Source organism: Streptomyces sp. NPDC093546, assembly GCF_044765045.1.
Taxonomy (GTDB): domain Bacteria; phylum Actinomycetota; class Actinomycetes; order Streptomycetales; family Streptomycetaceae; genus Streptomyces.
In genome coordinates this window covers 647947-671776 of the sequence record NZ_JBIWJG010000001.1, presented here as the reverse complement: position 1 = coordinate 671776, position 23830 = coordinate 647947, and the positions used below count along the sequence as shown (strand labels likewise).

Genomic DNA, 23830 nt, shown 5'->3' with positions numbered 1-23830 from the left:
CTTCCGGTCAGCCTGGTCTCCGGACCGGCCGAGGGCCGGGGCTGCGGGCTCGGCCGGCAGCCCCTAGCAGCCCGCCTCGGCGCCGCTGTTCACGAACGAGGTGATGTCGATCGAGTAGTCGGCCCTGGTGGTGACATCAGGCCCGCTTCCGTAACCGTCCTCCGCGAGGCGCTCGGCGACGAGGAAGACGATCTGCAGGACCATGTTCTCCCTGACGAAGCACAGGTCGTCTGGCGAGGCTTCGGGGTGCGGATTCCATCCGTCCCGTACCGCCGCCGTCCGGTAGTACGCGGCCACGTCGGCCTGCGTGCCGGGGAAGGCGTATGTCCGGCCGGCGTACACCGAGACGTCGCCGCTGTCCGCCCAGCAGCCGGCGTCCACCTCCTCGAAGCCCCGGGCGACGGTGGCCCCTGCGGGCCGGGAGTCGAGGATGTCGAGCGCCGCCATCTCCTGCACCTGGTCGTGGGTCCCGTCGCAGTCCTCGGCGAGGTCCAGCAGTGCGCAGCCGGTGAGTCCGGCCGTGAGCGCGGTCGACAGGAGCAGGGATATCGGGCGGGTGATATCTGACCGCAGAGGCACAGCGGGCTCCAGAGCGAAGGCCGGGGCGGTCGGAGGAATCGGCCGCCGGGCGGGATGGTCATCCGTGTGAGCTCGGTGCGGGCCCCGCCCAGTTCTACCAAGCAGCCGTCGCCCCATCGCTCTCGAGGCGAGCGGAAGCACGAAGCACGAAGCACGAAGCACACAAAAGAGTGAGGGTGGGCATCTCCCGCGCATGCCCACCCTGCTACTCGTTCTGCGTGCTGCTCAGGCCCTCGCCGGGCCGTGAGACTTAGAAGTGGCTGGCGGCCTTGCGGTCGCCGGCCTGGTACGCCGGGCCGGCCTCGCGGACGGCCTTGGCGATGCCCTTGAGGGCGTTGTGGATCGCGCGCGTCTCCTGGTCCCACTTGGCGTGGGCACCGTCCGCGGCGGTCTTCGCCTCACCCTCGAAGGTGTTGGAGATGCTCTTGATCTTGTTCTGGATGGCCTCGAGAGACGCGTCCAGGCGGGCAGCCTGGGCCTCGATGGTCGATGCCGCCTGCTCGAGTGAGGCGTAAGTGACGACCATCACGCCGTCGTTGGACTGTGCCACGGTTCCTCCAAATACCGATTGAGGCGTGTGTTCTCTGTGCTGATCGCGGTCGCGGTCGCGGGATGACGACCTGTGCGCTTAGTAGCTGGCGATGTTCGACGTCGCGCGGCGCTCCGCGCCCGCGTCGCCGGAGAAACCGCCGGTCACGTCGACGCCGCGCAGCGCCTGCTCCACCTCGTCCTCGGTGTTGCCGGCGGTCGTGCGGGTGACCTGGATCGCTTCCTGGAAGTTCAGCAGCAGCTTCGCGATACGAACCATGCCCTGGTTGATCTCGTTCTGCTTGACGTCGAAGGCGCCGGCGCCAATGCCCTTCCAGTTGCCTTCGAGGCTGTCGATAACGCCCTGGAGGTTCTTCAGCTGCCCCTTGACGTCGTCGAAGTTCCGGGTGATTTCGTCCTGGAAGTCCTTGAGACTTGCATCGCCGACCTTCTGGACTGCCATGTGTCGCTCTCCCTTTCTTGGGTTTTCCATTGCACTGCGGACTTTCGCTTCAGCTGTCCGCAGCGATGGTCTTGTGGGTTACCCCGGTGGGGGCCTGACGCGGCTGCCGCGTCAGGCGGTACGCCGCCTACGGGCCACGAAGACGCCCGCTCCCGCGAGGACGGCCACGACGGCGACTCCGCCGATGATGAGCCCCAACTGGCCGTTGCCGTCTGCGTTCTTGCTCGAAGAGCTTGCCATGGCCGCGTCATCGGCGGCCTTGTCCTTCGGGGCCTGTGACGAACCTGGTGCAGAAGGAGCCGACGAAGCGGACGAGCCGGGCTTGCCGCCGACCCGCTCGTTGGTCAACGGGCTGATGTTGGGGTCACCCGGCTTTCCGAGCCCCCGGTTGAGGTGTGCGTTGGGCCGCACGACGCCGTGCCCGAGATACGTGCTCACGGTGCCGGGCTTCCAGTCCTCGCCACGCGCGGCGGATTCGAACATGACGCGCAGCACCTGGTTTCCGGTCCAGTCGGGGTGCTTGGACCAGATGAGGGCGGCGGTCGCTGAGGCGATGGCGGTGGCTGAGCTGGTTCCGCCGTCGCCGTCGCAGTAGACATCGAAGGCTGTATCACACCAGCCGGGAATATCGTCGGCGGGAGCGGCAATGTCGATCCAGTCGCCGTGCTGGGAATAGTCGGACACCATGCCGTCGGGACCGGTGCCGGCAACAGCAATCGCCTCCGGATAAGCAGCCGGATACTGCTTCTTGTTCCCCTTCTTGGCACCGTTACCGGCACCGGCGAAGAGCAGCTTGCCCTTGCTCTGGGCGTACTCGACCGCATCCCTGATGTCGGCGTTGTAGTAATCGCTGGCCATCGAGACGTTGATGATCTGTGCATCACTGTCCGCCGCCGCACGGATCGCCTCTCGCATGTCGAAGGCGTTGACCTTCTCCCTGTTCTGAAGTTCGGTATCGGATACGCGATACGGGATGATCTTGGCTCCTGGTGCGAGGCCCTTCAGCCCGCCACCATTTCCAGTACCTGCGATGAGTTCAGCCATCGACGTGCCGTGTCCATCGAAGTCGTCGGTCGCCTCGCCCTTGACGCCGGTGAAGTCCACGCCCTTCAAAACCTGGCCCTTGAGTGAGGGCGTGGAGGGATTGACACCGCTGTCGATGACCGCGACCTTGATGCCTTCGCCGGTGGCCGTTTTCCAAATCTCATCGGCGTGCATCGCATCCAGGTACCACTGCCTCGACTGAGGGTCGGTGATGGTTGCCGCTGTGGCAGTACCCCCGATCCCCAGCGACCAAGCTCCAGCCGCAGCCACGGCACAGAGCAGGCCACGCCGCACGGTGTGCCTACGGACCCGACTCATCACTGGCGTCATCCTGACTTCCGAACCTTCCGAGTGCCTAGTCGATCACCGGTGGCACAGCATTCCCTCGCTTGGCTGCCCACGTCTTTTCGTCTTCCGTCAGGTAATCCGGACGGGTGGAGTTGCTCCGCTCCTGTTCCTCGTCACGGGCCTGACGCTGGCCACTGCGAGCGCCCATGGCCGCACCGCCCGGCCGGGCGGCCGTCGCGCCGCCACGCGGCGTACCCACCACACCGTTCACACTGGGCGTGCCGCGTCCAGTGGCGCGAGCGGCACCATTCGCCTGATTGGCGCCGATGACTCCGGACTGGCTCGGCCTCGCGGTGGAGGGACGGCCGGTGGACGCTGCCTCTCCGCCGATGACCGTGCCCTTGGGAATGCGGGATCCGGTGGACCCGCCGATAGCACGCTGCGGTGTGCCTCCGACGATGCCGTTCTGGCCCGCACGAGGCGTCGCGCCGGGGCCGCCTTGGCGTCCGGCCATGCCCGGCGCCGACGTGGTCGGCCGACCGGTCACCGGCGCCTGCCCGGGGCCACCGGTGCGACCCGTTTGGCCTGTCGGCATCCCCATGGGTCCGGAACGACCCATCGGCTGGCCGGCACGCCCAGTGGCCTGGGGGGGTGCTCCATGACCTGTAACGGGCATCCCCGTGGATCGACCGGGCATTCCCGGGGAGCGCCCAGGAGGCGTTCCCGTGGTGCGTCCGGTCGGATTGTTAGGGGTGCCGGTACGGCTGGTCGTGTGGGGGCCCGGACCACCGCTGGTCCGAGGGACACCAGGCATACCAGTGGCCCGCGGTGCCGTGGGGCGGACGGGCGGGCCGAAGCCGGGGATGGGCGGTGCGGCGTTGGGGCCCGGGTTGCCGGTGACCGGGCCGGTCGGGGTGGGTGCATTGGGGGTCGTCGGCGGCGGAAGCGTCTGGACGCTGTCGATCTCGGTGCGGGGGTTGGAGCCCACTGCCTCGACCGGCTTGCCCGTGACTTCCGTGCGAGGTGTGCTATCTCCCACGTTGTTGGCCCAGCCGCGTGCTTCGCTGGGCTGCGCCGAGGAGCTCCGCGACAGGTCGTTACCTGTGGAGCCTGCTTCCCCCCTGGCACGGCCACTGTCCACTTGCCCCGCCGGCGGCGGCACCGCCGAGCTCCCCAGCGGCTTCGGCAGCTTCGGCGGCTCCTGCGACTTCAAGGTGCTTTCCGAGACCGCGTAGAAGGACGCCAGACGGTTCATCTGGTTGATGGCCTCCTGGCGGTCCTTCTCGACCTTGAGGGCCTTCTGGTAGTCCGGGTTGTCCTCCGTGCGCTCCGGCAGGGCGAAGTCCTCGGGCTTCTTCTGGATGGCCCGGCTGTCGCGCGGCGGCTTGGAGTTGCGGACGGAGCTGAGGCCGACCGCGGCCTCCTTCAGCTGGGCGCCCGCCACGTTGGAGAACGACCCCAGACCGTAGGTGTACGTAACGAGTTCCTTGCCGTAGCGGCGGAACTCCTCGGCGCCTTCACCCTTCCAGTCGGTCTTGCTGACGAAGTTGTCGAGGTTCCTCGCCGCCTCGTTGAGCGCCTTGGTGGCGTCCTCCAGCTTCTGGCCGGCGTTCGTGAGGTCCGCCGGGTTGGCGCTGTCGAGCAGGTCGAGCATCTTGTTCAGAGGCGCGTCCTCGAAGCTGGTCTTGCCGAACACGCTCGTGCCGCTGCCCCCGAACACACCACTGAAGGTCTCGTGCACCTTCTGCGCCATGTCCGTGGCGACACGCTGACCCGTGATGGTCGTGTCGGCCGCCTGCTGCTGCTTCTGCTCCTGCTCGTACCGCTGCTCGGGCTTCAGCTGCTCCGGCAGCGGCTTCGGGTCCGCCGGCGGCTTCTGCTCCGTGGGCTGCTTCTCTTCACTCATCAGTCATCACCCCAGATCCTTGCCGACGCGGTTGCCGTCCTGGTGCTTACCGGTCTCGGGCTTCTGTTCCTGAGCCTGCGCCTCGGCCCTGTCCCGTTCCTCGTCCAGGCGTGCCAGGATCGAGTGGTACCGCTGCCGCTGCTCTTCCTCGACGTTGTCGTAACCGACGTCCGCAGCGTGGACCGCGATGCTGTAGAGCTCGATCTGGTCGCTCAGGTGCTTGGAGAGCTGGACAATCGCCTGGTGTACGCGGTTGTACTGGGTGTAGAAGCCGTCCGCCTCGGCGAACGCCAAGCCATGGCCGAGGGATTCGCGGGTGACCCGCTCCTCGGCGATCTTGGAGCTGCCTCCGGCTCCGCCCTGGAGGTCCGACAGCAGGGCGTTCACGTCCTTCTGGAACGCCTTCAGCGCACCAACCCCGCGCTCGAGGTCACCTGCCATAGCCGCCCCCGTCAACCATTCCCTCGAGCACGATGCTCGTTCCTCCCCGTTTGCTTCCGCTGTTTGATTGCGTCACATCACTTTAGTCACTGGGTATGACAGTCCCAAGCGCCTTACAGATCACGCCATTTCCCGGCCCCGCAGTTGCAACGCCACGCGCCTCGCCCTGCGACGTGCGTCACGTACGGCGACCGCGCTTCCCGAGATGGCCGCGACGAGGACGCCGCCGCCCACGACCACGTACGTCGCGAGGCGGGCGTTGCGCTCCTCCGGGGTTTCGCCGAGGTGGACCTCGGCCGGGGTCGGGGCCTCGGCGCGGGTGACACCCTCGTGGGCGACCGGCTTGTCGATGGGCTTGTCGTCCTCCGTCAGGGCGCGGACCGGGTCGACGACGCCCCAGCCGACGAGGCGGTCGTGGCCGGCCACGGAGCGTTCGGCGGTCTGCTGGATCTGGGCGACGATCTGCTCACGCGTCCAGTCCTGGTGCTTGGCCTTGATGAGCGCGGCCAGGCCGGCGACGTACGGCGCGGAGAAACTGGTGCCGTTGTCGGCGCAGTGGCCGCCGCCCGGGACCGTGGAGACCATGTCGACGCCCGGGGCGGCGATGCCCACGAAGTCGCCCGACTGGGAGAACTGCGCGCGCTCGTTGTTGCGGTCCGAGGCGGCCACGGCCAGGACGCCTTCGTACGAGGCGGGGTAGGTGGGCTTGACGTTGCCGCCCAGGCCGTCGTTGCCCGCCGAGGCGACGACGACGATGCCCTCACCCAGGGCGGCGTCCACCGCCCGCTTGAGGTCGGGTGCGGGCTTCACCGCGTCCGCCGTGTCCTGCGAGATGTTGATCACATCCGCCTTCTCGGCGATCGCGTGCCGGATGGCGGCCGCGAGGCTCTTGACCGTGCCGTGGCCCTCGGCGTCGTTCTGCTGGATCGGGATGATCGTGGCGTCGGGCGCGAGGCCGACGAAACCGGTGCCCTTGGCGGGGCGGGCGGCGATGATGCCGGCGACCTTGGTGCCGTGGCCGACCGTGTCGGTGGTGCCGTCCTCCTTGCCGCGCTCCAGTTCCTTGCCCTGGTCGTCCTTCTTGGGCAGCAGGTTGATGCCGCTGCCGGTGTCCACGGCCTTCGCCAGCTGCGGGTTCTTGACGTCCACGCCGGTGTCGATGACCGCGACGCGCACGCCCTTGCCCGTGGACTGCTTCCACAGTTCGTCCAGCAGGACGCGCTGCAGCGCCCAGGGCCGGCCCTCGTACATCTTGCCGGGGAAGGTGCACTGCTGGAGGTCGTCGGCGGCCGCGGGCGGCGCGGGCAGGATGACGGCGGCCAGTGCGGTGGCGACCAGCACGGGGGCGGCCGCCAGCAGGCGTCGGTGGGTGTAGGTCATGTCCGCCCCGGTCCTCACGAGCCCTGCGGCTGGCGCGCGGCGCCGGTCGACAGCCGGGGACCGGTCGGCAGGAAGGTCGACCACTCCGCCGGTACGGGGACGGGGTCGACGTCCTTGTAGCCGAGGCGGTTCTGGGCCTGGGCGGCCTCCTGCGCCCGCGCCTGCTTCTCCTTCTCGTCGCCGGAGGAGCCGATGCCGGAGTCGTCGGTGGCGGTGTCGCCGTTGGACTGCATCGCGTAGCGCAGGCCGGTGTCCGTGACCAGGAAGAGGAAACCGGTGCCGGTCTCCGAGCCCTTGAACTGGCGGAAGAGCTGGCCGGATCCGGGGGTCACGTACGCGCTGCTGGCGCCGGTGGGCAGCGGGGCGGGGAAGTCGGTGCCCGCCCAGGTGCTGAGGGTGGTGGCGCCGTTGTCGGTGTCGACCTCGCGCAGGACGTTGCAGACGGTGTTGCGGCTGCCCTCTTCCGTACCGGCGTCGTTGACGGGCTTCGGCGCGAACCGCGGCCACTTCTTGTCCGCGCCGAACGCCTCGCCCGGCTGGAAGGCGGCGGCGCTCACCGAGGTGGCGCGGCCGGCCTGGTCGAGCTCGACCAGCTGGCGGCTGTTGAGCAGCAGCTTGGCCGTGAAGTCGGAGATGGGGGCGACGCGGTCGCGGAGGACGACGTACTGCTGCTCCCGGGTGCCGTCGGTGGCGGTCAGGACCGTGCCGACCTTGTTGACCTCGGGGTCGAGGCTGCCGGGTACGTCGGCGTCCGTGCCGACCTGGCCGGGGATGGTGGGGAACTCGATGGTGTCGCCCTTGTGCAGGGTCTCCAGCCAGGCCGCGGACACGCGCTGGGCGGCGCGGCCCTGCCCGACGAGCTGGCGCAGGAGCAGCTCGTCGTCCCGCTTGACGGGGTACGCGGTGCCCTGGGCGTCGACCACGTAACGGGCCTTGTCGGGGCCTTCGACGTACAGCAGCTCGCCGCCGGTGAGGCGCTCCTTGCCCTCGGTCTTCTTCTCCTCGCGCTGGGCGAGGACAAACGCCGCCTTCTGGATGGCGCGGCCGCCCTCGCCGGGCCGCTCGCAGACCGCCCAGCGCTTGGCCGCGCCCGCCTCCTTGGGGTCGGGGAGCCGGTCGGGGGCGTAGGGGATGCCGAGAGTGGCGCCGTGCGGGATCTTGCCGCTGTCGAGCACCGACTCGTCGACGTTGATGACCTTGCCCTTGTCGGGGTTGAGCAGCAGCTTGGCCGACGACATGTTGAGCACCGGGTGGAGCTGCTTCTTCTTGTTGGTCTCCAGCACCACGTACCGCGTGGTCGACTTGCTGGCGATGATCACGTTCTCGCCGGGGGTCGCCCAGCCCTGGGGCGCCACGGGCTTGAACATGCCCCAGGCCCCGAAGATCGCGAGGATCACCACACCGACGATGACGCCCGGCAGGACCGCGCGCAGCGGCCGCGGCGCGCCCTCCTCCGACCCGGTCGCATTCGGCTGTACGAACTGCGCCACCAGCCTTCGCTTCGCAAAGGTGTAAGCGTTGAGTTCGTCCCGTCGTGATGCCATGTGTCCGTTGTCCCTCTCCCCGCTGAGCGACCAGGCTCCCACATGCGTCGAGCGGGACCTGTCGTCGGTGCCGCCCCCTACTATGCCTGCTGGCACCAGCGTTCCACCGCTCAGGTAGGGTGATCGCCCGGTCAACGCCCATGGGAATTCAGTAATTACGGACACGAGGGGGCAACGCGGCGATGGGTACGGCGACGCGCGCGCGAAATGGGCGTAACTCCGGTCGGGCCGCCCCCGAAACTTCCCGACGGCAACGAAGCAACGCCCCGGCGGCGCCGGCCGCGCGCGGCAACGCCGTCCCGGCGTCCACGACTTTGCGCCCCCTGTCCCGCACGAGCCGTGTGGGGCCCTTCCAGCTGCGCCAGTTGATGCTGGTGGAACTGGCGCTGGCGCTGGCGGCGGTGGGGGTCGCGCTCGGCGGGCTGTGGCTGATCCCCGCCTGCCTGGTGGCGTGCCTGCTGGTGCTGTTCGCCGTCATCCGCCGCCGGGGCCAGGCGCTGCGGGACTGGCTGTCGGCGGCCATGGCCCTGCGCTCGCGCAACCGTCGCGCCGCACCCGCGCCGGCGGACGTCGACCCGTCGCTGGCCGTCGTCGCGGAGAGCGTGCCGGGCTTCCGCCCGTACCCCTTCGTCGACCGCAACCGCCGCACCGTCGGCATGCTCGGGGACGGCACCTTCCTGACCGCGGTCGTACGGATCGAGGCCAGCGGGAGTGCGCTGCGCCCGGCCTTCGGCGCCCGTGCGCTGCCGCTGTCCGTCCTGGGAAGCGCACTGCACGTCGACGACATCGTGCTGGAGTCGGTGCAGTTGGTGCAGCAGGTGCGCCCGGCGCCCGCGCCGCACCTGCCGCAGCAGTCGGTGGCCCGCCGCTCCTACGCGCCGCTGCAGGAGCGGACCGGCGCGCCCGCGCTGCGCATGACGTGGGTGGCGGTGAAGCTGGACCCGGAGCTGTGCGCGGAGGCGGTCGCGGCGCGCGGTGGCGGCATCGAGGGCGCCCAGCGCTGCCTCGTACGCGCGGCGGACCATGTGGCGAGCCGCATGACCGGAGCCGGTTTCCAGGCCGTGGTCCTGGACCAGGAGGAGCTCAACTCCACGGTGTCCATCGCGGCTTGCGCGAGCGCGCGGCTGACCGCCCGCGCGGGCCGGCCCGACGCGGCGCCGCAGCGGCGTACGGCGGAGACGTCGCGGGTCTGGCGGTGCGACGACCGCTGGCACACGACGTACGCGGTGGGCCGCTGGCCCGAGCTGGGCCGGGGGGCGACGCCCCTGCCGAAGCTGGTGTCCCTGCTGACCGCCGTGCCCGCGTACGCGACGACCGTGAGCTTCACGCTGCGGCGCGGTGCGCGCCAGGGAGCGCTGGATGTACTCGGGCACGTCCGGATCACCGGCGGCTCCGACACTGAACTGATCGGCGTACGCAGGGAATTGGAGCAGGCCGGACGGTCGGCGAAGGTGGGCCTGCTGCGCCTGGACCGTGAGCAGTTGCCGGGCGTTCTGGCGACGCTGCCGCTGGGAGGTGCCCGCTGATGGCTCGTACTCGTACCGGATCCGCATCCGTGCCCGTGTCCGAGGCTGCTTCCGGGCGGGGGCTCCGGGGGCTGTTCGGCCCGCGTTTCGCCGGGCACACCATGGCGGCCGACCATCTCGGCGCGCTGTCCCTGCCGGTCGGGGACGACGGGGTGGTCATCGGCGACGACGGCGAGGGCCGGCCGCAGATGATCGGCTTCCACCGTTCGACGCCGTACGACGTGCTGCTGATCGGCGGCCTGTGGACGGCTCAGGTGCTGGCGCTGCGCGCGGCGGGCACCGGTGCGCGGGTCGCGGTGGAGACCGGACGCGCGCAGGAGTGGACCGCGCTCGCCCAGACCGCGGGCGCCGGCCTCGAGTGCATCACGCTGCACGAGGTGGGCCGCGTACCGCCGATGGGCGCGACGGTGAGCAGTCCGGTCGTGGTGGTACGGGACTGCGGCATGCGGCCGCCGCGCGGTCGCGTGGTGTCGTCGCCGTGGCAGTCGGTCCTGACACTGCTGCCGTATCTGAGCCCGGTGGCGCCCCGGTTGATGCGGGCGTCCACGCTCGTCGGCGTCCAGCGGGTCTCGCCGCAGGAGGCGCAGCAGATCGGGCGGATCCTGGGCCTCACCCAGGTCGAGACGGAGGCCCTGCCCACGCTGGCGGACGGCGTCACGCTCTGGTGCTCCGGACGCGAGCGGAACTGGGTGATGACGACCGCGACGGACGCGGAGTCGGGCCTGCTGGGCATGCCGCGACGGATGGACTGAGCACCCTTACGGGGTCCCCCGACTGGCCTAGGATGCTGGCGGTGACGCGGAGCGACAGGTGCCTCACGCGCCGCCACAGGCAGTCGGGCCGTACCGGCCGCCGCCGCGACAGAAAGGAACCCCGATGGGCAGCGCACAGGAGAAGGAAGAGCTGTACGCCCTCGACATCTCCGGCGTCGAGTGGCACGGTCCCCCCGGCACCAGCCCCGACGAGGAGCGGGTCGAGATCGCGTACCTGCCGGGGGGCGCGGTCGCGATGCGCTCGTCCCTGGACCCGGACACGGTACTGCGGTACACCGAGGCGGAGTGGCGGGCTTTCGTCCTCGGGGCGCGGGACGGCGAGTTCGACATCAAGTGATGCGGTGAGGTCGCGAGGGCCCGTGAGGGCTTCGCGAAGACTTCGGTGAGGTGGGGTGAGGGCCTCGCCGTGCGGCTGTTGAGCGCTCCTGGTTCATTGGCAGTTGTACCGATTTTCCCGGCGGGGAACCTCACGCTCTGCCCAACTCACGTGACGACAGGGCAGGGCGTGAGGTACGGGACGGAGGGTGAGCGCCGGGTGAGCCTGCCGGTCCGGCATTGTTGACGATTAGGGTGGGTCGCAGAGCCGGGCCGATCGGAAGTCAACGGTGGCCCCACCCACCACGGCACAAGGGTGCTCGACCACACCAGGAGGCAAAGTGAACGGCGATCGGGACGACATCCACGGGAGCTGGAACCTTCCCGTCGACGAGTCCGACGCGGATCCCGCCGAGATGACGGGTGAGTTCACCATCGACTACACCCCGCCGGCCTGGTACACGCAGAACGCCGCGGACACGTCGTCGTCGGGTGGTGGTGCCGGTGGTGCGGCAGGCGGCGGGTTCACTCCGCCTCCGCCGCCGAGCGGGGCGATGCCGGTCGCGGTGCCGGGGTTGCCGCCGGGCAGCGGTTTCGAGCCGAACTGGGCGACGCCGCCCGCGCCTCCCTCGCCCGCGGCTCCTGCTCCCGCGCCGGTGGCTCCCGCCCCTGCGCCTGCACCTGATGCTGCGGAGGCTCCCGTGGCGGAGGCTTCGGCAGAGTCCGGCCGGCCCGAGCCCGAGCAGCCCTTCGGGGGCGGTGACGTGGAGAGCGGCGCGACCATGCGCTTCTCGCCCGCCGCGCTCAAGCGCGAGATGGCCGAGATCGCCGAGCGCGAGGCGGCCGCGTCGGGTGGGGCTCCGTCTGAGGGAGCTCCGTCGGGCGGTAGCGAGGCACCCGCCGAGGACCCGGCAACGGAGCCTGCCGAGACCCCTGAGTCCTCGGTCGGCGAGGACGCGGGCGCCGAGGAGCAGCCCGAGGCCAAGGCCGAGGCCGCTCCCCAGGCCGACGACCGCCCCGCCGAGGAGGGCGGTGACGAGCCGCGTGACCTGGCGGCCGAGGAAGCCGCCGCCCCGGCGCAAGCGGAAGCGGAGGCCGAAGTGGCCGACGCCGTACCGCAGGAGACTCCGCAACAGGAGACTCCGCAGCAGGACGCGGCGCCCGCCGACGCGTCGGCTCAGCCGTGGGCTCCCGCGCCGGGTGCGCCGCAGGGCGCGGCGCTGCCGCCGCTGCCGCCGGCGTTCCAGCCCGCCGCGCCGACGGCGGCCCCGCAGTGGCCGGCGCCGACCGCCGACCAGCCCGCCTACCCGGCGGCCGCGCAGCCCAACGCCCCGGCGCCGCAAGGCGGGTACGGCTTCCCGCACCCGGCCCAGCCCGTGCAGCCGCAGCAGCCTGCCCAGCCGCAACCGCCTGTGCCGAACGCCCCGGCGCCGCAGGGCGGCTACGGGTTCCCGCACCCGGCGCAGCAGGCCCAGCCCATGCCGCCGCAGGCGCCCGCGCCCGACCAGCCGCAGGCCCAGCCCCAGCCGCAGCCCATGCCCCCGCAGGCTCCGCAGGGCGGCTACGGCTTCCCGCACCCGGCGCAGCCCGCGCAGCCGGCGCAGCCCATGCCCCCGCAGGGCGGGTACGGCTTCCCGCACCCGGCGCAGCCGGCGCAGCCCATGCCCCCGCAGGCCCCGCAGGGCGGCTACGGCTTCCCGCACCCCGCGCAGCCCGCCCCGCAGCAGCCCCAGGCACCCCAGCAGCCGCAGGCCGCGCCCGGCCAGCCCGGCCCGTACGACCCGCGTACCGGGGGCGCGTGGCCCACGCCCGTCACGCACGACCAGCGGGAGCGCTCGGTGCCGGGCGCGCCGCTCGGCTACACCGCGGCCGTCGAGCTGTCGTCCGACCGCCTGCTGCGCAACAACAAGCAGAAGGCCAAGTCCAGCCGCAACCCCTCCGCCGCCGCCCGCTTCAAGCTCGGCGGCAAGAAGGAGGAGCAGGAGCGGCAGCGCAAGCTCGACCTGATCCGTACGCCCGTGCTGTCCTGCTACCGGATCGCGGTCATCTCCCTCAAGGGCGGCGTCGGCAAGACGACCACGACGACCGCGCTGGGCGCCACGCTGGCCACCGAGCGGCAGGACAAGATCCTCGCGATCGACGCCAACCCGGACGCCGGTACGCTCGGCCGCCGCGTGCGCCGCGAGACCGGGGCCACCATCCGCGACCTGGTCCAGGCGATCCCGTACCTCAACTCGTACATGGACATCCGCCGCTTCACCTCGCAGGCGCCCTCCGGTCTGGAGATCATCGCCAACGACGTCGACCCGGCCGTCTCGACGAGCTTCAACGACGAGGACTACCGGCGGGCGATCGACGTCCTGGGCAAGCAGTACCCGATCATCCTCACCGACTCCGGCACCGGTCTGCTCTACAGCGCCATGCGCGGGGTGCTCGACCTCGCCGACCAGCTGATCATCATCTCCACCCCCTCCGTCGACGGTGCCTCCAGCGCGTCCACGACGCTCGACTGGCTGTCGGCGCACGGGTACGCGGAGCTGGTGCAGCGGTCCATCACCGTGATCTCGGGTGTCCGCGAGACCGGCAAGATGATCAAGGTCGAGGACATCGTCCAGCACTTCGAGACCCGCTGCCGCGGGGTGATCGTGGTGCCGTTCGACGAACACCTGGCGGCGGGCGCCGAGGTGGACCTCGACATGATGCGGCCGAAGACCCGGGAGGCGTACTTCAACCTCTCCGCGATGGTCGCCGAGGACTTCTCACGGGCGCAGCAGGCGCAGGGCCTGTGGACCGGGGACGGGCAGGGCGGCATGCCGCCGCAGATGGCGCCGCCGGTGCCGGGCCAGCAGGGACCCGGTGGCCAGCCCCAGCCGTACCCGCAGCAGGGCCAGCCCTATCCCCCGCAGGGCCCCGGTCAGCCGTACGCGCCCCAGCAGCCGGCTCCCGGACAGCCGTACGCACCGCAGCAGCCGGCTCCCGGACAGCCGTACGCACCGCAGCAGCCGGCGCCGGGGCAGCCGTACCCCGCCCAGCCGCCGCAGCAGTGGCAGCATCAGCAGCCCGCGCCCGGACAGCCGTACGCGCCCCAGCAGCCGGCTCCCGGACAGCCGTACCCCGCCCAGCCGCCGCAGCACCAGGTGCCGCAGCAGCCGGGGCAGCAGCACCCCGGACAGCAGCCTCCGCAGGCGCCGCCGGCCCCTCAGCAGTAGGGCGGCAGAGGACTGGACCACTGAGGGCCCGCACCGCCGTGACGGTGCGGGCCCTCGCGCGTTGCGGCCCCTCACAACGCGCGCTGACACTTCGTTGACGCGGCCCTACGGCGCTGGTACACCTCGCTTCACCAGCCGGCGCCGCCGCCCGCATCCGACGCGAGGTCAGCTCATGGTCACCATGGCTCCGCACCGCTCCCTCCGCCTGCTTCTCGCCTCACTCGCCTCGTGCGTCGCCGCCGCCCTCCACGCGCCTCCCGCACACGGGGATGCCTACGCCGACGGCGACGCCGGCAACGCCTCGAAGAGCGTCCTCACGATCGCCGTGTCACAGAGCGTGGACTCCCTGAGCCCCTTCCTCGCCCAGCGGCTGGTCTCCACCACCCTGCACCGGCTCACGTACGAGAACCTGACCAACTACGACGTCAGGGACGCCCGCCCCGTCCCGGGTCTCGCCACCTCCTGGACACCGTCCCCGTCCAAGCTGACGTGGACGTACACCATCCGCTCCGACGCGACGTGGTCCGACGGCCGGCCGGTGACCGCCGAGGACGCCGCCTGGACCTTCGGCCGGATGATGACGGACCCGGACGCCGCCACCGCCCACGGCAGCTTCACCGCCAACTTCGAGCGGGTCTCCGCGCCCGACCCCCGCACTCTCGTCATCGAGCTGAAGAAGCCGCAGGCCACGATGGTCGCGCTCGACGTCCCGATCGTGCCGAAGCACGTCTGGGAGAAGGTGAAGGACTTCTCCACCTTCACCAACGACAAAAGCTTCCCCATCGTCGGCAACGGCCCCTTCCTCATCACGGACTACAAGGTCGACCAGTACGTGAAGCTGAAGCGCAACAAGGACTTCTGGCGCGGGGCGCCGAAGTTCGACGAGCTGGTGCTGCGGTACTACAAGGACGGGGACGCCGCCGTCGCCGCGCTGCGCAAGGGCGAGGTCTCCTTCGTGCCGAACCTCACCCCCGCCCAGGCCGCGTCCCTGCGCTCCGCCCCGCACATCGAGGTGAACGACGCGCCCGGCCGCCGCTTCTACGCCCTGGCCACCAACCCGGGCGCGCGGGCGAAGAACGGCAAGAGGTTCGGCACCGGCCACCCGGCCCTGCTCGACCCGGCCGTCCGCAAGGCGCTCTTCCTCGCCGTCCACCGCGGGACCCTCGTCGACAAGGTCTTCCAGGGCCACGCCGTCGAGGGCGAAGGCTACATCCCGCCCCGCTTCGCCCCGTACTTCTGGAAGCCCGAGGGCGCGCGGAAACGCGCGTACGACCCGGCGCAGGCGGCCCGGATCCTCGACGCCGCCGGCTACCGCGAGAACGGCGCGGGCCGGCGCGTCGGCAAGGACGGCAGGCCGCTCGACTTCCGGATCCTGTGCCACGCCACCGACCCCAACGACAAGGCGGTCGCCGCCTACCTCCAGGAGTGGTGGGCCCAGCTGGGCATCGGGCTGAAGGTGACCTGCCTCGACAACGTCTCCGACCCCTGGCTCAAGGGCGACTACGACCTGGCTTTCGACGGCTGGTCGGTCAACCCCGACCCCGACTTCGTCCTCTTCATCCACACCTGCGCGGCGCTCCCGGCGACCCCCGCGGACACCGGCGCCACCGACAACTTCGTCTGCGACCGCGCCTATGACCAGCTGTACGCCCGCCAGACGGGCGAGTACGACCCGGCCAAGCGGGCGGAGCTGGTCAAGCAGGCGCAGGCACGGCTGTACGACACCGGGTACATGAACGTCATGGCGTACCCGAACGCGGTCGAGGCGTACCGCACGGACCACATCAGGTCGATCACGACGATGCCGGAGGCGGCCGGGAACATCTGGGGCCAGGACGGCTACTGGAGCTGGTGGTCCGCCACACCGGCGTCGGCGGCGCGCCGGGCCGGCGGGGACTCCGGCGGGTCCACGGGCGTCTGGCTGGTGGCCGGTCCCGCCGCGCTCGTCCTCCTCGCCGTCGGTGCCTGGGCCGCCGTGCGCCGCCGCGCCACCGTCGACGAGCGTGAGTAACCCGTGACGACCGCGAGCACGACCGGGAGCGCGACCGCGAGCACGAGCGCCGGGGCGGCCGTACGGCGGTCCCGGCGGCCCCGGGCGGCCGTTTCGTCGTATCCGCGCCATATGGCGGGCAAACTGGGCGGCGCGGTGGTGTCACTGTTCGCCGTGCTCGTCACCAGCTTCTTCCTCTTCCGGATCCTCCCCGGCGACCCGGTCCGGGCCATGACCCACGGACGGCCGACCTCCACCGAGCAAATGGCCACGCTGCGGCGGCAGTTCGGGCTCGACCTGCCGATGTGGCAGCAGTTCACGGAGTACTGCGCGAAGGCGCTGACAGGCGATCTCGGCCTGTCGTACCAGTTCCGCGCGCCCGTCGGCGAGCTGATCGCGGGCCGGCTCCCCGCCACCCTGCTGCTCACCGGGGTCGCGGTCGTCGTCTACTCGGCGCTCGGGCTGTGGCTCGGCACCCGCGCGGCCTGGCGCCACGGCGGCCTCGCGGACCGGCTGCACACCGGTGTCGCGCTGACGCTGTGGTCCGTGCCGTCGTTCTGGCTCGGGCTGCTGCTCATCATCGTCTTCGCCGTCGGCGTCGGCCCCGTCCCGGGGGTCTTCCCCACCGGAGGCATGGAGTCCGGCAGCGGCGAGACGGGCATCGCGTACGTCCTCGACGTCGCGCACCACATGGTGCTGCCGGTGCTGACGCTCGTCGCCGTCGGCTACGCGCAGACGCTGCTGGTGATGCGGTCCTCGCTCCTCGACGAGAAGGGTGGCGACTATCTGGTGACCGCGCGGGCGAAGGGGCTCCGCGACGCCGTCGTACGCCGCCGGCACGCCGTGCCGAACGCCCTCCTGCCCACCGTCACCATGGTCTTCATCAACCTCGGCCATGTGGCCGCCGGTTCGATCCTCGTCGAGACGGTCTTCTCCTGGCCGGGGCTCGGCGGGCTGTTCTACCAGGCGCTGTCGGTGCCCGACCTGCCGCTCGTGCAGGGTCTGTTCGTCGTCTTCGCCGGGGCGATGATCGTGACGAACCTCCTCGCCGACCTGCTGTACCCGCTGCTGGACCCCCGGGTGGCCCGATGAGCTCCTCGACCTCCTCGCCCTCCGCCCTGACCTGGGCACGCCGCCGCGACTCCCTCGCCCGCTTCTGGCGCCGTTACCGTACGCACCGGGCCGGGCTGTACGGGCTCGGTGCCCTCGCCGTGATCGGGCTCGTCGCGCTGGCCGCGCCCCTGCTGGTCGGCGCTGACGTGCGGAGCGTGACCCGCGCGCCCGGGATGCCGCTGGAGGCGCCGAGCGCGCGCTTCCCGCTCGGCACCGACCAGTTCGGGCGGTCGCTGCTCGGGCTTCTGGTGCAGGGGGCGCGGGTGTCGCTCGCCGTGGGGCTGCTGGCGGCGGCGCTGTCCGTCGCCATCGGCACGCTCGTCGGGGTCGTCGCGGGGCATTACGGCGGCTGGTTCGCGACGGTGCTGATGCGCGTCACGGACTGGTTCCTGGTCATGCCGTCGCTCGTGCTCGCGATCGTGCTGGCCACCGTCCTGTCCCGCAGCGTGTGGACGGTGATCCTGGCCATCGGTGTCACCAGCTGGCCCACCACGGCCCGGCTGGTGCGCGCGCAGACCATCGCGGTCGAGTCGCGCCCGTACATCGAACGCGCCAGGGCGCTCGGCGGCGGGCACGCGCACCTGATGCGCCGCCATGTGCTGCCGGGCGTCATGCCGCTGGTGCTGGCCCAGACGACGCTGGGCATCTCCACCGCGATCCTGACGGAGGCGACGCTCGCCTTCCTCGGGCTGGGCGACCCGGCCGTCGTCTCCTGGGGCGGCATGCTCCAGGACGCGCGGGAGGCGGGCGCGGTCTCCTCCGGGCACTGGTGGTACCTGGCGCCGCCGGGCATCGCCATCGCGGCCGTCGCGCTCGCCTTCACGCTGTGCGGGCGGGCGATCGAGTCGGTGCTCAACCCCCGGCTGCACAACCCCCGGCTGGTCGACGCGGGGCCGGCGGTGGGGCGGTGAGCCTGCTCGACGTGAGGGACCTGACCGTCACCTACGGGACGGACACGCCCGCCCTGCGGGGCGTCGACCTCACCCTCGAAGCGGGCGAGAAGCTGGGCGTCGCGGGCGAGTCGGGCTGCGGCAAGTCCACGCTCGCGCTGGCGCTGCTGCGGCTGCTGCCCGCGTCGGCGCGGCTCGGCGGGCGGGTCCTGCTCGACGGCGAGGACGTCCTGACCATGGGGTGGGGCCGGTTGCGGGCGGTCCGGTGGGCGGGGGCGTCGATCGTGTTCCAGGGCGCGATGCACGCGCTGAACGCCGTGCACCGCGTCGGCGACCAGATCGCCGAGCCCCTCCTCGTCCACCGCCTGGCGACCGCGGCGACGGCCCGCGAACGCGTGGCCGCGCTGCTGGAACAGGTGGGGCTCCCGCCCGCACGGGCGCGGGCCTACCCGCACGAGCTGTCCGGCGGGCAGCGGCAGCGCGTGATGATCGCCATGGCGCTGGCCTGCGAGCCCCGGCTGATCGTGGCGGACGAGCCGACCACGGCGCTCGACGTGATGATCCAGGCGCAGATCCTGCGGCTCATCGAGCGGCTCGTCGCCGAGCAGGGCATCGCGCTCATGATGATCAGCCACGACCTGTCGGTGCTGGCCGACACCTGCGACCGGCTCGCGGTGATGTACGCGGGCCGCGTCGTGGAGGAGGGCCCGGCGCGCGCGGTGTACGCGGCGGCCCGGCATCCGTACGCCCGGGCGCTGTCCGCCGCCTTCCCCCGCGTCGGCGACCCGGCTTCCCGGTTCGCCCCGCGCGGCCTGCCGGGCGATCCGCCGGACCCGGCCGCGCTGCCGCCGGGGTGCGCCTTCCACCCGCGCTGCCCGGTCGCCGTGGAGGCGTGCGCGTCCCACGAGCCGCCGCTGGCCGAGGCGGCACCCGGCCACCGCTCGGCCTGCCTCTTCCCCGCCGGGAGCCCCGCATGACGTCCCGTATGAATCCCCGCATGACGTCCCGCGAGACCGCCCTGTTGTCCGTCAGCGGCCTGCGCGTCGCCTTCCCGGGGCGGCGGCGCGGCTCCCCACCGGTCCTCGCGGTGGACGGGGTCGACCTGGACATCGGCGCCGGCGAGATCGTCGCGCTCGTCGGCGAGTCCGGCTGCGGCAAGACGACGCTGGCGCGCTCGCTGCTGGGCCTGGTGCAGCCGACGTCCGGCTCCGTGTCGTACGCCGGAGCGCCGCTGGCGCACAAGGGCGCCGCGCTCAAGGCGTACCGGCGCCGCGTCCAGCTCGTCCTCCAGGACCCGAGCGGCTCGCTCAACCCCCGGCACACGGTGTACGACGCGGTCGCCGAGGGCCTGCGGATCCACGGGTACGACGGGGACGAGCCCGCCGCCGTCGCCTCGGCGCTCGCGCGGGCGGGGCTGCGGCCGCCGGAGCGGTTCTTCCCGCGCTATCCGCACGAGCTGTCCGGCGGGCAGCGGCAGCGCGTGGTCATCGCCGGGGCGCTGGTCCTGGAGCCCGAGCTGCTCGTCGCCGACGAGCCGGTCGCCTCGCTCGACGCCTCCGTACGCGGCGAGATCCTGGCGCTGCTGCTGCACCTGCGCGACGAGCTGGGCCTGGCCGCGCTCGTCGTCACGCACGACCTGGGCCTGGCGTGGAACATCGCGGACCGCGTGGCGGTCATGTACCTGGGCCGCGTTGTGGAGACGGGCCCGGTCGAGGAGGTGCTGTCCTCCCCCCGGCACCCCTACACCCGGGCGCTGCTGTCCGTCCTGCCGGAGTCCCCCGGCGAGCCGGTGCTCCTGACCGGCGAGCCCCCGGACCCGGCCCGTGTTCCGCCCGGCTGCCGCTTCCACGCCCGCTGCCCGGTCCTGGCCTCACCCCGAACGGCCGTCCCCGGCCTCGCGGACGCCTGCCGGACCCGGGACCTGCCGGTCCTGCCGGGGCGCGGGCGGGGGGCGGCGTGTCACTGGGCGGCCGGTGGCCGACAGCGTCCCTAGGCGGCGTGAGCCGACGTCAGGTCGCGGCAGCGCTCCACGTCCGCCGCGATGGCCTCCAGCAGTTCGTCGATGGAGGCGAACTTCTCCTGGCCGCGCACGTACGAAAGGAAGTCGACGGCGACGTGGAGCCCGTACAGGTCCAGGCCGACGCGGTCGATCGCGTACGCCTCGACCGTCCGCTCGGTGCCGTCGAACTGGGGGTTCGTGCCGACGGAGATCGCCGCCGGCATGCGCTCCTCCCCCACGACGAGCCATCCGGCGTAGACGCCGTCGGCGGGGATCGCGGTGTGCGGGAGGGTCTCGACGTTGGCGGTGGGGTAGCCGAGCTCCCGGCCGCGCTGCGCCCCGCGCACCACGACGCCCTCGACGCGGTGCGGGCGGCCGAGGATCTCGGCGGCGCCCTCGATGTCGCCCGCGGCGATCAGGCGGCGCGCCAGCGTGGACGAGAACGGCTCACCGCCGCCCGCCTCGCCGCTGACGAACAGGTCGACGACCTCGACCTCGTAGTCGTACGTGGAGCCCAGCTCGGCGAGGTAGGCGACGTCGCCCGCGGCCCGGTGGCCGAAGCGGAAGTTCGGGCCCTCGATGACCGCGCGGGCGTGCAGCTTGTCGACGAGGACCTTCACGATGAAGTCGGCCGGCGACAACTGCGAGAACTCGGCCGTGAACGGCAGGACGAGTACGGCGTCGACGCCGAGCCCCTCCATCAGTTCGGCGCGCCGGTGGTGCGGCGCGAGCAGCGGCGGGTGGCTGCCGGGGCGGACGACCTCGGAGGGGTGCGGGTCGAAGGTGACGACGACGGACGGGACGCCGAGCTCGCGCGCCCGCTCGACCGCGCGCCCGATGATCAGCTGGTGCCCGCGGTGGACCCCGTCGTAGGAGCCGATGGTGACGACGCTGCGCCCCCAGTCCTGGGGGATGTCCTCCAAGCCACGCCAGCGCTGCACTGTGACCGCTCCTCGCCCGAACCTGTGTACGTCATTGACGGATTACGCAGGTCTAAGACTGCCATGCCGATGGCTTGCCGCCCGCATCGGCATCGGAGTGACGAGCGCCTCGACCGTGCGCCGCGCGCTCGGCCCCACCAGGAACACCCACTCCTCGGGGGCCTTGGCCAGCCATCCCGCGACCAGCGCCGCGAAGCCGGGCACCTCGCGGGCGAGCTCGACGAGGTGCCGGTCGAAGCGGGTCGCGCCCTCGGGCGTACGCACCATGAGGGCGCCCGCGCGCCGCACCAGCTCCCGGACGCGGGCCTCCGGCCACCGCTCGGCACCGAGGGCGGCGGCCCGCAGCAGCGCCTCCGGCTCGCCCGGCAGGCCCGGCCCGTGCGGCTCGCGGGCGAGCAGGTCGAGGGCCGCGTCGTGGAGGGCGTGGTCGCCGGGGCGGGCGAGCAGCGCGAGGGCGGCGTACCGCAGCAGCTCGCGGTCGGCGGCGGCCGTGGCGTGCGGGGCGACGAGTCGGCCGTACGTGGCGGCGGCTGCGCGGCGGGCGGGGCGTACGTCGTCGTGGGCCCAGCGGTCGACGGCGCGGCACAGCGCGGACGGCTCGTCCTCGGCGAGGGCGGCGAGCAGCTCGTGGGCGCGCGGGTGGGCGGTGGTGACGAGCGCCTCGCACAGGTCGTCGAGGGCCGGGCCCCGGTGCGCGTACAGCAGCGCCTGCGCGGCCCCGGCGACGGTGGTCCGCACCGACCGCGTCCGGGAGCCGGGCTCGGTGGGCAGCGGCCGCTCGTCGGCGAACCAGCGGCACAGCAGCGGCTGTACGCCCCGGGGGTCGGCGACGAGGCGCGCGGCGGCGGCGTCGAAGAACCGCGGGCTCCCGCTCGCCACCAGGCGCCGCAGGAGGTCGAGGCGCTCGTCCTCGCCGACCGCGAGCCGCGACCAGAAGTCGGGCCCGAAGGCGGCGGGCGCGACGTCGGGCGCGTCGGCGATCCGGTCCGCCAGCTCCCGCAGCGCGCCCGCGTACGCCCGGGCGTCCGGTAGTGCGAGCAGCGCCCGCGCGGCCAGGTCTGCGGTACGGCCGTCGTCCACGGGCGCCCGCAGGGCCGCGTCGAGGTCGAGGTGCGCGGCCCGGAGCCAGTCGCCGAGCTCCTCGGGGCCGAAGCGGTAGCCGGTGCCGGCCGGGACGAGGAGGCCCTCGGCGAGGACCGCGGAGGCCCAGCCGCCCTTCCAGGGGAACAGCTCCTCGAACGCCGCCCGGTCCAGTTCCGGGTCCGGGCAGCGCCGCGCCGCCTCGTGGACCCGGCCCGCCACCCGCGCCGCGAGCCGCCGCACCGCGGTGCCGCGCGCCGGCGGCCGGGAGGCGTCCGCGACCCGGACCGCGACGCGCAGGCACACCAGGTCGAGGTAGGCCGCGAAGATGTCGGCCCGCCGGGCCCGCACCACCGCGCCCCCGCCCATCGCCTCCCGCACCTCGGCGAGCAGCCGCAGCGCCAGCGGATGCCGGGCGTCGGCGTCCGCGACGGCGTCGGCGGGCAGCCCGTACCGGGCGCGCGCCCAGCGCGCCTCCCGCTCCGTCAGGTCGCCGAGGCGCACGCACCGCACCTCCCCCGCCGGGTACGGCGCACATGTCCGCTCCCACTGCTCGGGGCGGCGGGCGACCGCGAGCCGGGCGCCGTGCGCGCGCAGCCAGGCCGCCGTGCCCTCGGCCCAGGCGGGTGGCGGCTCCTCGGGGGTGTCCAGGAGGACGAGCAGGGGGCGGCCCGCCGCGCGGGCGAGGGCCGCCACCCGCTCGGGCGTGGCGGCGGCGGACTCGTCCCACAGGCCCGGCCGCCCGCTCGCGGCGACGGTCCGGCCGGCGCGCCGCAGCGCCCGCGCGAGCCCGTCGGCCACCGAGGTGTCGTCCGGCCGCAGGTCGGTGCCGCGCACCCACACGCTGGGGGCGGGCTCGGCGCCCCGCGCGCGGCGCGCGGCCAGGGCCGCCAGTTCGGTGGTGCGCCCGCTGCCGGGCTCGCCGACCAGCCCCAGCAGCAGCGCGTCCGGCGAGGCCGCGAACAGCTCGTGCGCCCGCGCCGCCTGGGCTCGCTCGACCGGCTCCGGCCAGGCGCTCGCGCCGGAGTCCGGGTCCCCGGAGGCGGCGGCCAGCTCCAGCACGCCCGCCAGGTTGAGGTCCCGCCCGTACGCCGGGACGGTCGCGGCGCTGCGCCGCAGCAGGGCGGCGAGCGGCCCTCCGGGATCGCGCGCGGCCATCGCCGCGAGGGGTACGGCGAAACCGGCCGCCCGCCGCTCGGCGTGCAGCGCGGTGACCAGGACGCCGAGCACGGCCCCGGTCGTGGCATCGAGGACGGGCCCGCCCGCGGCCTCACCGCCCCGCCGCAGCGCCTCGCTGCCCTCGGTGCCGACGGCGAGCTCCAGGACGCCGCCGAGCGGATGGAACCGGTCGGTGGCGGTGTAGGTCACGTCGGCCGGCCCGAGGACCCGCGCCTGCCGCCAGCCGCCCGCGGCGATCCGTACGTAGGTGCCCGGCTCGACGCAGGGGCGGTCCGCCAGCGGCAGGGGGCGCGCGCCGAGCCCGGCGCCGCGTACGAGGGCGAGCGCGGCGCCCGGCAGCGGCGTGATGGCGTCGGCCTCGGCGACGCACGTCCGGCCGCCGGGCCCGAGCAGCACGACCCGTCTCAGGCCGTCGACGGCCTCATGGCTGGTCACGACCGTTCCCAGGTCGTCCGCGACGAAGCCGGTACCGCGCGCCCGGCCTCCCGCGTCACAGATGTGTACGAGCGTCGCACCGTCCCCGCGTTCCATGGCTCGACGGTAGGTCGGCAATGATCACCGCGAGAAGGAGCCGCACGGAAAGCGCCCCCGAGCGCTCCCCGTGTTCGCTTCGAGCGCCTCGCCAACCGGGTGAATTCTGCG

At 72.8% G+C, this 23830-nt stretch carries 19 protein-coding genes; 9 read left to right on the top strand and 10 right to left on the bottom strand.

Annotated features, from left to right (window positions below; all coding sequences use genetic code 11):
- Positions 1-63 precede the first annotated feature (63 nt).
- The 8 genes from ACIRNI_RS02950 to eccB all read right to left on the bottom strand — a co-directional run bounded on the left by ACIRNI_RS02950 (position 64) and on the right by eccB (position 8173).
- On the bottom strand, positions 64-579 hold the full coding sequence (locus ACIRNI_RS02950) for a hypothetical protein (RefSeq protein WP_403547722.1): 516 nt from the start codon (positions 577-579) through the stop codon (positions 64-66).
- A 250-nt stretch (positions 580-829) separates the two neighbouring features.
- On the bottom strand, positions 830-1129 hold the full coding sequence (locus ACIRNI_RS02945) for a WXG100 family type VII secretion target (protein WP_355356058.1): 300 nt from the start codon (positions 1127-1129) through the stop codon (positions 830-832).
- A 78-nt stretch (positions 1130-1207) separates the two neighbouring features.
- Positions 1208-1570, bottom strand: coding sequence for a WXG100 family type VII secretion target (locus ACIRNI_RS02940; RefSeq protein WP_403547720.1), 363 nt, complete (start codon positions 1568-1570; stop codon positions 1208-1210).
- A 111-nt stretch (positions 1571-1681) separates the two neighbouring features.
- Positions 1682-2944 (bottom strand): S8 family serine peptidase, encoded by a 1263-nt coding sequence (locus ACIRNI_RS02935; protein ID WP_403547718.1) that lies wholly within the window; start codon positions 2942-2944, stop codon positions 1682-1684.
- Positions 2945-2969: 25 nt separating this feature from the next.
- Positions 2970-4808 (bottom strand): hypothetical protein, encoded by a 1839-nt coding sequence (locus ACIRNI_RS02930; protein ID WP_403547716.1) that lies wholly within the window; start codon positions 4806-4808, stop codon positions 2970-2972.
- 6 nt (positions 4809-4814) lie between these two features.
- Complete coding sequence (locus tag ACIRNI_RS02925; protein ID WP_403547715.1) at positions 4815-5249, bottom strand: hypothetical protein; 435 nt, start codon at positions 5247-5249, stop codon at positions 4815-4817.
- A 120-nt stretch (positions 5250-5369) separates the two neighbouring features.
- Complete coding sequence (gene mycP / locus ACIRNI_RS02920) at positions 5370-6629, bottom strand: type VII secretion-associated serine protease mycosin (protein WP_403547713.1); 1260 nt, start codon at positions 6627-6629, stop codon at positions 5370-5372.
- A gap of 14 nt (positions 6630-6643) precedes the next feature.
- Positions 6644-8173 carry a type VII secretion protein EccB gene (gene eccB, locus ACIRNI_RS02915; RefSeq protein WP_403547711.1) on the bottom strand — a complete coding sequence of 510 codons (1530 nt, stop codon included), beginning with the start codon at positions 8171-8173 and terminating at the stop codon, positions 6644-6646.
- Positions 8174-8355: 182 nt separating this feature from the next.
- On the opposite strand from eccB, the gene eccE reads away from it, so the two are divergent.
- The 9 genes from eccE to ACIRNI_RS02870 all read left to right on the top strand — a co-directional run bounded on the left by eccE (position 8356) and on the right by ACIRNI_RS02870 (position 19982).
- The gene (gene eccE / locus ACIRNI_RS02910; protein WP_403547709.1) at positions 8356-9699 is read left to right on the top strand and encodes a type VII secretion protein EccE; all 1344 of its coding nucleotides are present in this window, start codon (positions 8356-8358) and stop codon (positions 9697-9699) included.
- Positions 9700-9800: 101 nt separating this feature from the next.
- The gene (locus tag ACIRNI_RS02905) at positions 9801-10451 is read left to right on the top strand and encodes a hypothetical protein (RefSeq protein WP_356643053.1); all 651 of its coding nucleotides are present in this window, start codon (positions 9801-9803) and stop codon (positions 10449-10451) included.
- 124 nt (positions 10452-10575) lie between these two features.
- Positions 10576-10809: a DUF397 domain-containing protein gene (locus ACIRNI_RS02900; protein WP_355356076.1), complete on the top strand. Its 234-nt coding sequence runs from the start codon at positions 10576-10578 to the stop codon at positions 10807-10809.
- A gap of 319 nt (positions 10810-11128) precedes the next feature.
- Positions 11129-13996, top strand: coding sequence for an SCO5717 family growth-regulating ATPase (locus tag ACIRNI_RS02895; protein WP_403547707.1), 2868 nt, complete (start codon positions 11129-11131; stop codon positions 13994-13996).
- A gap of 172 nt (positions 13997-14168) precedes the next feature.
- Positions 14169-16007, top strand: a complete 1839-nt coding sequence (locus tag ACIRNI_RS02890) for an ABC transporter substrate-binding protein (protein WP_403547705.1) — start codon at positions 14169-14171, stop codon at positions 16005-16007.
- A gap of 111 nt (positions 16008-16118) precedes the next feature.
- On the top strand, positions 16119-17078 hold the full coding sequence (locus ACIRNI_RS02885) for an ABC transporter permease (RefSeq protein WP_403547703.1): 960 nt from the start codon (positions 16119-16121) through the stop codon (positions 17076-17078).
- The gene (locus ACIRNI_RS02880) at positions 17075-18010 is read left to right on the top strand and encodes an ABC transporter permease (protein WP_403547701.1); all 936 of its coding nucleotides are present in this window, start codon (positions 17075-17077) and stop codon (positions 18008-18010) included. The genes ACIRNI_RS02885 and ACIRNI_RS02880 overlap by 4 nt, the downstream gene beginning before the upstream one ends.
- Entirely contained in the window at positions 18007-18966 is a 960-nt protein-coding gene (locus ACIRNI_RS02875; protein ID WP_403547699.1) for an ABC transporter ATP-binding protein, read from the top strand. The genes ACIRNI_RS02880 and ACIRNI_RS02875 overlap by 4 nt, the downstream gene beginning before the upstream one ends.
- A gap of 20 nt (positions 18967-18986) precedes the next feature.
- Complete coding sequence (locus ACIRNI_RS02870; RefSeq protein ID WP_403547697.1) at positions 18987-19982, top strand: ABC transporter ATP-binding protein; 996 nt, start codon at positions 18987-18989, stop codon at positions 19980-19982.
- Here ACIRNI_RS02870 and ACIRNI_RS02865 read toward each other — a convergent pair.
- Both ACIRNI_RS02865 and ACIRNI_RS02860 read right to left on the bottom strand, forming a co-directional pair.
- Positions 19979-20929 carry a bifunctional riboflavin kinase/FAD synthetase gene (locus ACIRNI_RS02865; protein WP_403547695.1) on the bottom strand — a complete coding sequence of 317 codons (951 nt, stop codon included), beginning with the start codon at positions 20927-20929 and terminating at the stop codon, positions 19979-19981. The two genes, ACIRNI_RS02870 and ACIRNI_RS02865, sit on opposite strands and share 4 nt — an antisense overlap.
- A gap of 42 nt (positions 20930-20971) precedes the next feature.
- Positions 20972-23719, bottom strand: coding sequence for a serine protease (locus tag ACIRNI_RS02860; protein ID WP_403547694.1), 2748 nt, complete (start codon positions 23717-23719; stop codon positions 20972-20974).
- Between the last annotated feature and the right edge of the window lie 111 nt (positions 23720-23830).